This is a genomic window from Embleya sp. NPDC020630 (assembly GCF_044334985.1).
In the GTDB taxonomy this organism is placed as follows: domain Bacteria; phylum Actinomycetota; class Actinomycetes; order Streptomycetales; family Streptomycetaceae; genus Embleya.
Genome location: NZ_JBIRUB010000002.1, coordinates 727,283 through 740,986 on the forward strand (window position 1 = coordinate 727,283; position 13,704 = coordinate 740,986).

Consider the following 13,704-nt stretch of genomic DNA (forward strand, 5'->3'; position numbering starts at 1 on the left):
CTGACCGGCCCCGCAACGGTCACCCGCAACCCAAGGCGCAACGCCCGCCGGAAACACCCGGCCCACTCGGGAGGGCTCCTCGCCGGACTCAACCCGAACGCCCTCCTGCCCGCTGCTGCCGGCCGGTTTTCGGTGAGCAACGCGCCCGTCTCGTCGGGAGCCCCCGGTCCCGGAGCCCCGCACGCTGGCGGCGGCCCATCACCGACTCTGACCGGCCCCGCACCAGCTACCCGCAACCCAAAGCGCAACGCGCGCCGAAAACGCCCGGCCCACTCGAGAACGCACGCCCGGCGAACCCAACCCGAGCACCCTCCCCGCCCGCCGCTGCCGGCCGCTTTTTCGCCGACCAACACGCCCGTCTCGTCGGAACCCCTCCGTCTCGGAACCCCTCCGTCTCGGAACCCCTCCGTCTCGGTGCCCCGCACGCCGGCGGCGGCCGACCCACCGACTCTGACCGGCCCCGCACCGGCCACCCGCAGCCCAACGCGCAGCCCCCGCCGCAAACACTCGACCCACTCGGCAAGGCTGCGCACGCACCGGAGCCCCGTTCCCCTTCGGACACCGGGGCTTCGGCGCGCGCTGTGGCCTACCCCGCCGCCGCTGCGCAGACGTCGGCGAGTTCGGTCAGGGTGCCCTCGAAGTCGGGGGTCAGGGTCGCCAACACGACCCACGCCTCCGGGTTGGGGCCGATTCGTTTCGCGAGGCGCGCGAGTGCCGGGCGGGGGTTTGCCTTGGACCAGTGGTTGGTGTCCACGGAGACCAGGGCTTCGAGGGCGAAGCGGACCGGGCGGGCGTGCTGGACGATCTCCTCGCAGTCGACGTCGCCGTCCGAGGCCGCCGTGACGAGCCAGGAGTGCCACTGTTCGAGGGGGCTGTCCCGCAGTCGCTCGCCCGGTGGCCGGCGGTATTCCGGGACGGGCGGTTCGGTGCGTGGGCCTCGGTCCCACTTGGCGCGCAACTCCCGCAGGGGCGTGGGGTCTTCGGCGGCCAGGGCCGTCTCGGCCGTGGTTCGGATCCGGTCCGGGAAGAGGTCGCGGTGGCGGGTGAGGACATCGCGCGTGACCAGGGGGTCGGCGCGCTCCCACAGATTCAGCACCACGTCGATCCAGTCGATGCGCCGCAGCTTGCGGGCCTCGCAGCGCGGCAGCGCGAAGTCCACCACGGCCGGATCGCCGGACCGGGCCATCGCCTCGTACTCGGCGCTGTAGGCCGGGGTCTCCATGAGCCGCATGCGCAGGTCCGGGTGCATCGGGGCGACGGGCCGCCCGGGTCGCCGGCCGGTGTAGATCTCCCGGCGCAGCTCGGCGGTGACCCCCGAGTCGTTGTTCACCAGCAGCAGGTCGAGGCCGTCGTCACCGAGGTCGCGAAGGCGGCTCGCGTACTGCCGTCCCACATGCTGGTGTTCGGCCAACGCGGCCAACAGCGCGGGGTGGCCGCACCGCAGCGCCGCCTCGGCGACGTGGGCCAGCGGCGGGATGTTGCCCGGGAGCAGCGCGACGGCCGTCGCATCGTCCAAGTGCGGTATGACGGCGGTGAGTTCATCCTCATTCAGGCGGCGAAGCAGGAAGCCCACCGAGGGGCGTACGGCGGCCGGCACCCGGATCGCGGCCTCGCCGGTGTGTACCGCCGACTCGGCGAACAGCTCGGGCAGCGTGCCCGTGCACCGCCCGAGCGCCCGGGCCAGATGTGCCCACGCGGCCGAACTCGTGCCCAGGGTCTCCACGATCGCGGGCCGCAGCAAGTCGTGCACGGCCATCTCGCCGGTGACATAGGCGTGTTCGCGCGAGACCACCGCGAGCACCTGGGCCGCGACCCGGGCCGGCCGCATCCGGAGCAGGATCTCGCGCGGCGCCAACACCCCCGCCCGCAAAGCCGATCCGGCCTGGTCCAGGGCCTCGGTACGGGTCACCGGTGCGTCGGGCGAGTGCAACAGGCGTACGCTGCCGGCCTGGCGCGCGGTGTGCGCGAGGACGGGATGGGCGCGCAACAACTCGACGGCCCGCTCGGCGGATGTGCCGGGCCGCCGCAGCTCCGCCCGCGCCCGATCGAGCACGTCCGCAGAACCGTCGCCCACGGAGCCCTCGCCGCCCGAACCGACCGACGCCCCACCCCTCGACGCCCCACTCCCCGGCGACTCGACATCCGCCGACTCGACGTCCGGCGGAAAGACCCCCGCCACCACCGCCTCGCCCCCCGCCTCGATCAGCCGGCACAGCTGACTCGCCGTCAAGCGTGGGTTGGCGGCGGCCCGTACCAGCTCCGCGCCGCTGCCGATCCGGGCGACATCGGCCACCAGCGCGTCCGACAGACACACCTCGTTCGGCATCATCGCGTCGATCCCGCGCAGTCCCGCCAAGCGCGGGAAGACTCCCGCCGCGTCGGCTTCGGAAAGCTCGCGCAGCACCAACACCAGGCCCCGGTCCATGTATGTCCTCCCTCGGGCGCACACGCTAACGCCCGCCTCGGACGCCGACCCGAGGTGCCCCACGGGCCGATCCTCAGCTCAGCACCAGCCGCAGGATCCGGTCGTCGCCCTTCCGGGGCGTGCCCCGGCCGTCCGTCATATTGGTGACCAACCACAACTCGCCGCCCACGGCGACCACTGTGCGCAACCGGCCGTATTTGCCCTGGAAATACGCCTTCGGCTCGCCCACGGTGGAGCCCAGGATCGGGGCCTGCCACAACCGCTCGCCCTTGAGGCCGGCCAGGTAGACCACGTCGCCCAGGATGGCGATGCCGCTGGGCGAGGCGTCGTCGGTGGCCCACTGGGCGACCGGGTTCATGTACTCGGGCCGATCGCCCGCGCCCTCCACCTCCGGCCAGCCGTAGTTGGCCCCGGAACGGATCAGGTTGAGCTCGTCCCAGGTGTCCTGGCCGAACTCGCTCGCCCACAGCCGCCCGGTGGAGTCCCAGGCGAGGCCCTGCACGTTGCGGTGTCCCAGGCTCCACACCGGCGAGTTCGGGAACGGGTTGCCGGGCGCCGGCTTGCCGTCGGGGGTCAGCCGCAGGATCTTGCCGCCGAGCGACGACTTGTCCTGCGCCGCCTCCTTGTGCCCGGCCTCGCCCGTGCCCGCGTACAACATGCCGTCCGGGCCGAACGCGATCCGGCCGCCGTTGTGGTTCGAGCCGGCCGGGATCGCGTCGAGCAACACCTCGGGCTGCCCCAGCGGTTGCCCCGGCACGTAGGTCATCCGCACGATCCGGTTGTCCCGATCCGTGGTGAGGTACGCGTAGAGGAAATGATCGGTCGCGAACTTCGGCGACACCGCGATCCCGAGCAGACCCCCCTCCCCACGATGCACGAAGCCCGGCACGCTCCCGACCGGCACCGGCGGTACCGTGCCCGGCCCGAACCGGGTGATCGTCCCGGTGTCGCGCGAGGACACCAGCGCGTCCCGATCCGGCAGCACCGCCACACCCCACGGCGTGTTCAGGTCCCGGGCCAACTCCCCGGCGACGACCGGCTCGGGCGGCTTGGCCGCGGTCGGCCCGGCCGGCACGTTCGGCGCCCCGGTCCCGGGCGTGGCCGAACGCACAGGCGTGGCTCGGTGATCGGCCGACTCGCCGCCACCCCCACACGAGGCGAGCCCGGTCGCCAGCGCGACGACGAGCACGAGGGAGGACCAACCGGCCCTCGGACGCCTACCGCGCACCGCAAACACCACCCACCATCTCGGAACTCCTCGACCCTAATGCGCCCCGCCCCCCGGCGGATGGATCGCCGCCCCACATCTACAGTTCCTGCCATGGTCAGCGACGGCAGGATCTGGGTCCCCTACAGCCTCGAACAACTCGCCCCCATCCCCGCCGCGCTGAGCGGCGAAGGCGGCGAAGGCGGCGCGGGCGGCGCAGACGGCACCGGCTCCCGCATCGACGTCTACGACGGCGCCGACGGCCCGATCCCCGACACCGCCGCCCAGGTCGAGCTGTACGTGCTGCCCTACACCTTCGCCCCGCACACGCTGGAGCGGATCGCGGACATGCCCCGCCTCCGGATGATCCAGACGCTCACCGCCGGCTACGAGCACGTGCTGCCGTACCTGCCGCCCGGCGTAATGCTGTGCAACGGCCGAGGCATCCACGAGACCAGCACCGCCGAACTCGCCCTCGCCCTGACCCTCGCCGCGCTGCGCGACATCCCGGGCTTCGTCCGCGGCCAGGACGCGGGGGAGTGGCGCGCCGGGTTCTACCCCGCGCTGGCGGACAAGCGGGTGCTGATCCTCGGGTACGGCGCGATCGGCGAGGCCGTCGACCGCCGGCTCCAGGGTTTCGAGGTGGATGTGGTCCGGGTCGCGCGCACCCCGCGCGACGGCGTACACGGACCGGTCCGGGCGATGAGCGAACTGCCCGACCTGCTGCCGCACACCGACGTGGTCATCCTCACCGTCCCGCTCACCGAGGACACCCGCGGCCTGGTCGACGCCGAGTTCCTGGCCCGACTGCCCGACGGCGCGCTGGTGGTCAACGTCGCGCGCGGCCCCGTCGTGGACACCACGGCGCTGCTCGCCGAGGTGCGGAGCCGGCGGCTCCGGGCCGCCCTCGATGTCACGGACCCCGAGCCGCTGCCCGCCGACCACCCGCTGCGCTTCGCCCCCGGAGTCTTGATCAGCCCGCACGTCGGCGGCAGCTCGTCCGCCTTCCTGCCACGCGCCCTGCGATTGATCCGCGGGCAGCTCGAACGCTGGTCCGAAGGGGTGACTCCGGTCAACATCGTGCGTCGTTGAGCAACCAAAACCGTCCGGTCGCGCTCTGCTGGGGCGTGGGGCCGGCACCGATACGGTGTGCCCCGCGCACGCGACCGGGACGGAGAGACATGGACGACAGGGGGATGGCGCACGGCGCTGTTCACGAGCGGTTCGAGGCATCGGGACCGGCCGCGCCGGGCGATGCGCCAACCGCCCCGGCGGTCGCGGAGGGGGCGATCATCGCCCCCCGATCGAGTGAAGACGATCTCCGCCTGCGCACCGTGGTCGAGCGCGCCCGGGACCGGATCGGGCCCGGCGGCCTCCCGTATCTGCTCGCCGCGCTCTTCTTCGTGATCTACACGGCCCACTCGCTGCTGCGCCACCGCCGGATGGAGACGCACGCGTACGACCTGGGCCTGTTCGAGCAGGTGGTCCGGTCCTACGCGCACTTCGAGGCGCCGGTGTCGGATATCCGCGCGCCCGGGTTCAACGTGCTCGGCGAACACTTCCACCCGATCCTGGCGCTGCTCGGCCCGATCTACCGGATCTTCCCCGGCCCCGGCACGCTGCTGGTGGCCCAGGCGTTCCTGGTCGCGATCTCGGTGGTCCCGATCACCCGGATCGCCGCGCGCGCGTTCGGCGGCCTCGGCGCCGCCGGCGTGGGCATCGCGTACGGGCTGTCCTGGGGCATCCAGTCGGCGATCTCCTTCGACTTCCACGAGATCGCGTTCGCGGTGCCGCTGCTCGCCTTCGGCCTCGACCGGTTCCTGCTCGGCCGGCACGTCCAAGCGCTGGCCTGGTGGTTGCCGCTGGTCCTGGTCAAGGAGGACCTGGGACTGACCCTGGCCGCCGCGGCCGTACCGCTGCTCGTGCTGCGCCGCTGGAAGTTGGCCCTCGTACACGTGCTGATCGGCGTCACCGCGTTCGCGCTGGCGATCTTCGTCCTGCTGCCGGCGATCAACCCCAACGACACCTACGCGTTCTGGGGCAATCTCGACTCGTCCCAGCGCTCCGGCGCGGCCGACCCGTCCACCTCGCTGAGCCAGGTGCCGCTCACCGATCTGGTGATCGAACTGCCCAAGTCGATGGTGTTCCCCAGCGTCAAGTGGATGACCCTGTTCATGCTGCTGCTGCCCACGGGGTTCATCGCGCTGCGCTCGCCGCTGGTGGCGATGCTCGCGCCCACCCTCCTGTGGCGGTTCACCTCCAGCAACACGTTCTACTGGGGCACCTACTTCCACTACAGCGCGGTCCTGATGCCCATCGTGTTCGCCGCGTTCGTGGACGGCGTGGTGAAACTGCGCGCGTCGCACGTGGACTGGCTGCGCCGCTACGCGGTCAAGGCGGCGATCGTGCCGCTGGCGGTGTCGATGGCGTTCGCGCGCGACTTCCCGCTGATGGACCTGCTGCACAAGCGCACCTGGATGGTCCAGGACCGGGTGCACTCCGCACACAAGGTGCTCGACCGGGTCCCGGACGACGCCACGGTGTCGGCGACGATGAGCTTCTCGCCGCAGTTGACCGCACGGGCGCGGGTGACCGACTTCCCGACGATCCTGCCCGGTCCGGGCTATGCGGCGATCGAGGTGTGGGGCGACAACAAGGACTGGGCCCGGTACTGGATCGCCTACCTGATCGGACAGGGGTTCACCGAGGTGGCCCGGGAGCCGGGCGCGGTGCTGCTCAAGCGGAACTGAGGCGAGGCCGCGTCGGCTCCGGGGCCACCCGGCGAGCCTGCGCGAGCCCCGTCCCGCTCCGCCCGCGAGCCCTCCGCGCCCGTCCGCGCCGGTTCCGCGCTCGGCCGTCCGAGTTCTCCCGTCGCGCCGCCGGTCGCCGGGCCGGGCATCGATCGGTGGTCCCGATCGAGCCCCACCATGCCCTCCGGAGGGCTCCGAATGCCCTCTCGGGGCCCGTGACGGCCCTCGGGCGCTCCCTGAAACTCCCAGGTTTGCCCTGATCAGAGCCCCTCTTTACGCCCAGTGTCGGGACTTTGTCACAAATGCACGGGAAGGGACTCCCATGCTGGGCATCATTAGTTACTCTGTGTTGAGAAAGACAAGCTCACAGTGACGGGTTGGTGTATCGTCCGAGTCGTGGGGCGTTGAGAGACGCGCACGGTCGGGTGTCGCACCCCCGTCGCGCCGGCGCCGACCGCCCCGCCTCACGGCCGGGGTATGAGGGCCGGTGGTGTGCCGTGAAGCGCCGTGGCGGCGACTTCGGGCAGAGGGGAGTGCGGAATGCCGGGGGACCACTGCCGGAGTGGCCGAGCCACGACGACCCGGTGCGGCTGCTGATCTTGGCCGACACCCCTGCGCAGCGGCGGTTGAAGTACCTGATCGTGCCGTTGTGTCTCGTGTATGCGATCGGTGCGCTCCAGGGCTGGGGCAATCCGACACTGTCGCTTGCGATGGGCGACTTCGGCCTGGCCGCCGCCGCGGCCGTGGCGGCGGTCTCGTGTGCGCTCAAGGCCGTGCACGAGACCGGCCGGGCCCGGTTGTCCTGGGCGCTGTTCGCGTTCTCCGCCACGATGGTCTCGCTCGGCAACGGCATCTGGGGCTGGTACGAGGTCGTGCTCGGCGTCCCGGTGCCCACGCCGGGGCCGACCGACGTGATCTTCCTGCTGTTCGCGCCGCCCACCATCGTCGGCCTGCTGCTCGTCGCGCAACGCCCGCGCGGGATCGCCGCGTGGACCTGCATGGCCCTGGACGGCTGGCTGATCGCCGGCTCGCTGTTCACCCTCGGGTGGAGCCTGGCGCTGGCCCGCAGTACCAGCGGGGACCGCTCGGACATCATCAAGATCGTGCTCACGCTCGCCTATCCGGTGCTCGACATCCTGATGATCAGCATGGTCCTCGGATTGCGTTTTCGGGCGGGTTCCGGAGATCGCGCGGCGCTGAATCTGGCCCTGGTCGGGCTCGCGGTCACGGTGATGAGCGACGCGCTGTGGACCACCCCCGGGCTGAACAGCGGATATCGCTCCGGCGGCCTGCTCGACGCGGGCTGGTTCGCGGGCAGCCTGCTGCTCGCCATCGCGCCGTGGACGGGCCAGGGGGTCGAGGCGCACGAGCGGCCCCGGCACCGGACCATCTCGATGTTGTCCGCGCTCACCCCGTACATCGCCGCCGCGGTGTGTACCGCCGGTGTGCTCGGCGGCGCGGTGGCCGGCCACGCGCCGGACAAGGTGGTGCTCGGGGTCGGCGCGACCGTACTGGTCACGCTGGTGCTGCGGCAGGGCATCACGCTGGTCGACAACGTCTTCATGGCCCAGGAGTTGTCCGCCAAGGAGAGCCACTTCCGCTCCCTGGTCCAGGGCTCCAGCGATGTGATCATGATCGCGGCGAGCGACGGCGTGCTCCAGTACGTCAGCCACGCGGTGCGCCGGGTGTACGGGTTCGAGCCCGAGGAACTGGTCGGCACCCGGCTCGAACTGCTCATCCACCCGGAGGAGAGCGCCCGCGTGCAGCGCGAGTTGCGGGCGTTCTTGGACGGCACGCTGCCGGCCGGCGAGGCGGACCCGGCGATGGTGCGGGTGGAGTGCCGGATCCGCTCGGCGGGCGGCACCTGGCTGCACACCGAGTCGGCGGTCAACCGCTACGGCGACGGGCTGATCTTCAACAGCCGCGACGTCACCGACCGGATCAAGTTGCAGACCCAGCTCGAACACGACGCCTTCCACGACCGGCTCACCGATCTGCCCAACCGCGCCCTGTTCGAGGACCGGATCCAGCACGCGCTGGCCCAGCGGCGCGGGGTCACCCCCACCATCGCGGTGTTGTTCGTGGACCTGGACGGGTTCAAGGCGGTCAACGACAACTACGGGCACACCGCGGGCGACGAACTGCTCGTCCAGGCCGCGCGCCGGCTGGAACACGCGGTCCGGATCGGCGACACCGTGGCCCGGTTCGGCGGCGACGAGTTCGCCGCGCTCCTGGTCGGCGACCCCAGTCCGCGCGCGATCCGCGAGATCGCCGAGCGGTTGTTGTCCACGCTGTCCGCGCCGTACCGGATCGCCGACGGCGAGGTCCGGGTCGCGGCCAGCATCGGGATCGCCTTCTCCGCGCCCGGGATCGCCCCGGCCGACCTGATGCGGCACGCCGACGCCGCGATGTACCGGGCCAAGGACGGCGGCAAGGGCCGCGTCGAGGTCTACACCCCGGACATGGACGCCGACGTCGAACGCCGGGCGGCCCGAGCCGCGGGCCGCCGACGGGTGGACCGCGACGGACGGCTGGCCGTGTCGTACCAGCCGGTGGTGGACCTGGACACCGGGCGTGTCCGCGACGTCGAGGCGACGCTGTGTCGGGTGGAGGACGGCGCGGTGCCGGCCCGGGCCGACCACGTGCGGCTGACCGCGGGGGTCGACGGGCGGTTGTCACCGGTGGGCCGCCGCCTCCTCGAGGAGAGCGCGCTCGCCGCCGCGACCTGGCGCGCGGGCGGCCACGAGATCGGCGTCACGGTCGGGCTCGCCGCCCGCCAGTTGACCGGTCCGGGCTTCCTGGAGGTGCTGGAGGAGACGCTGCACGCGGCCGATCTGCCGGCCACCGCGCTCACCCTGGAGATCATCGACAACGTCCTGCCCGACGGCGACGAATTGTTGCTCGGCCGGATCGCGGTGTTGCGACGGCTGGGCGTGCGGTTGTCGCTGGACGACTTCGGCACCGGTCACTCGTCGCTGACCTACCTGCGCCGACTGCCGGTGGACGCGCTCAAGATCGACCGCTCGTTCGTGGCCGAGGTCGGCACGTGTCCGCATCTGACCGTGCTCACCTCGACGATCGTGCGGCTCGGCCTGGAATCCGGGCTCACCCTGGTGGCGGCGGGCATCGACAGCCACGCGCAGGTCGACATACTCCGCGAAATGGGCTGTCAACAGGGCCAGGGCACGTGGTTCCATCCGGCGGTCCCCGGCGACGCCATCTTCGAAGTCCTGGGCCAAACCCCGCTGGGCAACAGCGCCGTCCGAGGCCCAAGACCCGAGCCCCTCCCGGAAGCCCGAACCCCCCTACCCCTACAAGTCCCCCGCCCCCAACCCTGACCGCACCCACCGGCCACCACCCCGCGCCCTGCCTCACTGCTCGCGGCCCGGCGCCCGTACTCATCCGCCCGTCGCAGCCCGTCCCACCGCTCGCCGCGCGGCCCCCGCCCGTACTCGCTTGCCGTCCCACCCCCGCCTCCGGCCGCTCGCGTGCCGCGCCGCCACCCCCAGTCCCGTCGCCGCACGCCGCACCACGCCGCCCGTCCCGCCCCCGACCGCGTCCCATCGCCCAGGCCCCCCGTTCGCCTGCGGGCTTGATCGAATCTGGACAACGCGTCCCGAATAGTGAGACGTGCAAGGGCTCGGCTTGACACGTATACCGGCGCAGAGGGAGAGTCGCGGGCATGCAGACCCGAATCCTCGTACTTGAGAAGCGCGTGAACTGACCACCGAGTCGGTTCGCGCGCCCCCCTCGCTTGCCTAACGGCACGGGGGGTTTTTTGTTGCAGTCCGACGGGTCCGGGCCTCGCGCCCCACTCGATATGCCGACTTCAGATCGAGAAGAGACGACAGCATGACCGATCAGGTGACAGGAGCCCAAGCGCTGATCCGCTCCCTGGAAGCCGCAGGGGTGGACACGGTCTTCGGCATCCCCGGGGGCGCGATTCTTCCCGCCTACGATCCGATGATGGACTCGACGAAGGTGCGCCACGTCCTGGTCCGGCACGAGCAGGGTGCCGGCCACGCCGCCGAGGGATACGCCCAGGCCACCGGCAAGGTCGGGGTGTGCATGGCCACTTCGGGCCCCGGCGCGACCAACCTGGTGACCCCGATCGCCGACGCGCACATGGACTCGGTCCCGATCGTCGCCATCACCGGCCAGGTGGCCAGCGCCGCGATCGGTACGGACGCCTTCCAGGAGGCGGACATCTGCGGCATCACGATGCCGATCACCAAGCACAACTTCCTGGTCACCGACCCGGCCGAGATCGCGCCCACGATCGCCGCGGCGTTCCACATCGCCTCCACCGGCCGGCCCGGCCCGGTCCTGGTCGACATCTCCAAGGACGCCCTCCAGGCGACCACGGAATTCGTCTGGAACGGCACCCCCGAACTGCCCGGCTACCGCCCGGTCACCCGGCCGCACGCCAAGCAGATCCGCGAGGCCGCCCGGCTGCTCAGCGAGGCCAAGCGCCCGGTCCTGTACGTCGGCGGCGGCGTGCTCAAGGCCCACGCGTCGGCCGAGCTGAAGATCCTCGCCGAGCTGACCGGCGCGCCCGTGGTCACCACGCTGATGGCGCTCGGCGCGTTCCCGGACAGCCACCCGCAACACCTGGGCATGCCCGGGATGCACGGCACCGTCGCCGCCGTCACCGCGCTGCAGAAGTCGGACCTGATCTTCGCCCTGGGCGCCCGCTTCGACGACCGGGTCACCGGCCGGCTGGACACCTTCGCGCCGCACGCCACCATCGTGCACGCCGACATCGACCCCGCCGAGATCTCCAAGAACCGCACCGCCGACGTGCCGATCGTCGGCGACGCCCGCGAGGTGATCGCCGACCTGGTGGTCGCGGTCCAGGCCGAGCACGAGGCCGGCCGGTTCGGCGATTATCAGGAGTGGTGGACCGCGCTGAACCGCTGGCGCGACACCTACCCGCTGGGCTACGACCTGCCGGCCGACGGCTCGTTGTCGCCGCAGCTGGTGATCGAGCGCCTCGGCGCGATCTCCGGTCCGGACACGATCTTTGCCTCCGGTGTCGGGCAACACCAGATGTGGGCCTCGCAGTTCATCCGCTACGAGAAGCCGTACACCTGGCTCAACTCCGGCGGCGCCGGGACCATGGGCTACTCGGTGCCCGCCGCGATGGGCGCCAAGGCCGGCATGCCGGACACCACGGTGTGGGCGATCGACGGCGACGGCTGCTTCCAGATGACCAACCAGGAACTGGTCACCTGCGCGGTCAACAACATCCCGATCAAGGTCGCCATCATCAACAACGGCACCCTGGGCATGGTCCGCCAGTGGCAGACGCTCTTCTACAACGAGCGCTACTCCAACACCGACCTGCAGAGCCGGCGGCTGCCCGACTTCGTCAAGCTCGCCGAGGCGATGGGCTGCGTCGGACTGCGTTGCGAGAGCCCGGACCAGCTGGACGAGACCATCCACAAGGCGATGTCGATCAACGACGCGCCCGTGGTCATCGACTTCGTCGTCCACCAGGACGCGATGGTGTGGCCGATGGTCGCGGCCGGTTCCTCCAACGACGAGGTCATGGCGGCGCGCGACGTGCGCCCCGACTTCGGCGACTCGGACGACTGAACAGGCCGACAGGGCATCAGGAAGGCATAGGAGTCCAGCGATCATGTCCAAGCACACCCTTTCGGTCCTCGTCGAGAACAAGCCCGGTGTCCTCGCCCGGATCACCGCCCTGTTCTCGCGTCGGGGCTTCAACATCGACTCGCTCGCGGTCGGCACCACCGAGCATCCGGACATCTCCCGGATCACCATCGTGGTCAGCGTGGTCGAGGAACTGCCGCTGGAGCAGGTGACCAAGCAGCTGAACAAGCTGGTCAACGTGCTCAAGATCGTCGAGCTGGACCCGCCCGCGTCGGTGCAGCGCCAACTGCTGCTGGTCAAGGTGCGCGCCGATCACGAGACCCGCTCGCAGGTGGTGGAGATCGTCCAGCTCTTCCGCGCCAAGACGGTCGACGTCTCGCCGGAGGCGGTCACCGTCGAGGCCACCGGCGGCCCCGACAAGCTCGCCGCGATGTTGCGCATGCTGGAGCCGTTCGGCATCAAGGAACTCGTCCAGTCCGGCGTCGTGGCCATCGGCCGCGGCGGCCGCTCGATCACCGACCGCTCGCTGCGGTCGGTGGAGCGCTCGGCCTGACACCGGCTCGGCCGGACCCCCCAACCCCGGTCCGGCACGGTCCACATTGCAGACCGCGGACCCGCGGCCCGCTCGTGATTTGGGAAGATGACGAGCGGGGCGTGGCCCCCGGAAACACCCGTCTTGAAGGAGAACCCCGAAGTGGCCGAGCTGTTCTACGACGACGACGCCGACCTGTCCATCATTCAGAACCGCAAGGTCGCGGTGCTCGGCTACGGCAGCCAGGGCCACGCCCACGCGTTGTCCCTGCGGGACTCCGGCGTCGACGTGCGGGTCGGTCTGCTGGAGGGCTCGAAGAGCCGGACCAAGGCCGAGGAGGCCGGTCTGCGCGTGGTCACCCCCGCCGAGGCCGCCGCCGAGGCGAGCGTCATCATGATCCTCACCCCGGACCCGGTCCAGGCCAAGGTCTACGCCGAGGCCGTGGAGCCCAACCTCCAGGACGGCGACGCGCTGTTCTTCGGGCACGGCTTCAACATCCGGTTCGGCTTCATCAAGCCGCCGGCCAACATCGACGTGTGCATGGTCGCCCCCAAGGGCCCGGGCCACCTCGTGCGCCGGCAGTACGAAGAGGGTCGCGGCGTGCCGTGCATCGTCGCGGTCGAGCAGGACGCGTCGGGCGAGGCCCTCGCGCTCGCGCTCTCCTACGCGAAGGGCATCGGCGGCACCCGCGCCGGCGTGATCAAGACCACCTTCACCGAGGAGACCGAGACCGACCTGTTCGGCGAGCAGGCGGTGCTCTGCGGCGGCGCCTCGGCGCTGGTCAAGGCGGGCTTCGAGACTCTGGTCGAGGCCGGCTACCAGCCGGAGATCGCCTACTTCGAGTGCATGCACGAGCTGAAGCTGATCGTCGACCTGATGTACGAGGGCGGCCTGGAGAAGATGCGCTGGTCGGTCTCCGAGACCGCCGAGTGGGGCGACTACATCACCGGCCCCCGGATCATCACCGCCGACACCAAGGCGGAGATGAAGAAGGTCCTCGCCGAGATCCAGGACGGCTCGTTCGCGACCGCGTGGATGGCGGAGTACGAGGCGGGCCTGCCCAAGTACAAGGAGTACGTGAAGGCGGACGCCGAGCACAAGCTGGAGACCACCGGCAAGGAGCTCCGCAAGATGATGAGCTGGGTGACCAACGAGGCCTGATCCTCGACGAGTT

General features: G+C 71.2%; 7 protein-coding genes and 1 pseudogene. 6 read left to right on the forward strand and 2 right to left on the reverse strand.

The window, feature by feature from the left end; genetic code table 11:
- Nucleotides 1–586: 586 nt before the first annotated feature.
- Nucleotides 587–2,425 carry a hypothetical protein gene (locus tag ACH4XV_RS09365; RefSeq protein WP_395787978.1) on the reverse strand — a complete coding sequence of 613 codons (1,839 nt, stop codon included), beginning with the start codon at nt 2,423–2,425 and terminating at the stop codon, nt 587–589.
- 73 nt (nt 2,426–2,498) lie between these two features.
- Nucleotides 2,499–3,653, reverse strand: a complete 1,155-nt coding sequence (locus ACH4XV_RS09370; protein WP_395787980.1) for a PQQ-dependent sugar dehydrogenase — start codon at nt 3,651–3,653, stop codon at nt 2,499–2,501.
- A gap of 93 nt (nt 3,654–3,746) precedes the next feature.
- Here ACH4XV_RS09370 and ACH4XV_RS09375 point away from each other — a divergent pair, with 93 nt between their 5' ends.
- The 6 genes and pseudogenes from ACH4XV_RS09375 (at nt 3,747) to ilvC (ending at nt 13,691) form a co-directional block, all read left to right on the forward strand.
- Nucleotides 3,747–4,724, forward strand: a complete 978-nt coding sequence (locus ACH4XV_RS09375; protein ID WP_395787982.1) for a 2-hydroxyacid dehydrogenase — start codon at nt 3,747–3,749, stop codon at nt 4,722–4,724.
- An 89-nt stretch (nt 4,725–4,813) separates the two neighbouring features.
- Complete coding sequence (locus ACH4XV_RS09380) at nt 4,814–6,382, forward strand: DUF2079 domain-containing protein (RefSeq protein ID WP_395787984.1); 1,569 nt, start codon at nt 4,814–4,816, stop codon at nt 6,380–6,382.
- 584 nt (nt 6,383–6,966) lie between these two features.
- A complete protein-coding gene (locus ACH4XV_RS09385; RefSeq protein WP_395787986.1) occupies nt 6,967–9,720 on the forward strand; it encodes a putative bifunctional diguanylate cyclase/phosphodiesterase in 2,754 nt (917 codons plus the stop codon).
- Between the two features lie 487 nt (nt 9,721–10,207).
- A pseudogene (locus ACH4XV_RS09390) lies at nt 10,208–11,980 on the forward strand (acetolactate synthase large subunit); the annotation flags it as partial.
- Between the two features lie 43 nt (nt 11,981–12,023).
- Nucleotides 12,024–12,551, forward strand: coding sequence for an acetolactate synthase small subunit (gene ilvN / locus ACH4XV_RS09395; RefSeq protein WP_020556335.1), 528 nt, complete (start codon nt 12,024–12,026; stop codon nt 12,549–12,551).
- A 141-nt stretch (nt 12,552–12,692) separates the two neighbouring features.
- Nucleotides 12,693–13,691, forward strand: a complete 999-nt coding sequence (gene ilvC, locus ACH4XV_RS09400) for a ketol-acid reductoisomerase (RefSeq protein WP_126642865.1) — start codon at nt 12,693–12,695, stop codon at nt 13,689–13,691.
- Nucleotides 13,692–13,704: the final 13 nt, after the last annotated feature.

Coding starts and splice junctions, on each gene's coding strand:
- ACH4XV_RS09365 (WP_395787978.1), bottom strand. CDS start 2,425: ATGGACCGGGGCCTGGTGTTGGTGCTGCGCGAGCTTTCCGAAGCCGAC.
- ACH4XV_RS09375 (WP_395787982.1), top strand. CDS start 3,747: ATGGTCAGCGACGGCAGGATCTGGGTCCCCTACAGCCTCGAACAACTC.
- ACH4XV_RS09380 (WP_395787984.1), top strand. CDS start 4,814: ATGGACGACAGGGGGATGGCGCACGGCGCTGTTCACGAGCGGTTCGAG.
- ilvN (WP_020556335.1), top strand. CDS start 12,024: ATGTCCAAGCACACCCTTTCGGTCCTCGTCGAGAACAAGCCCGGTGTC.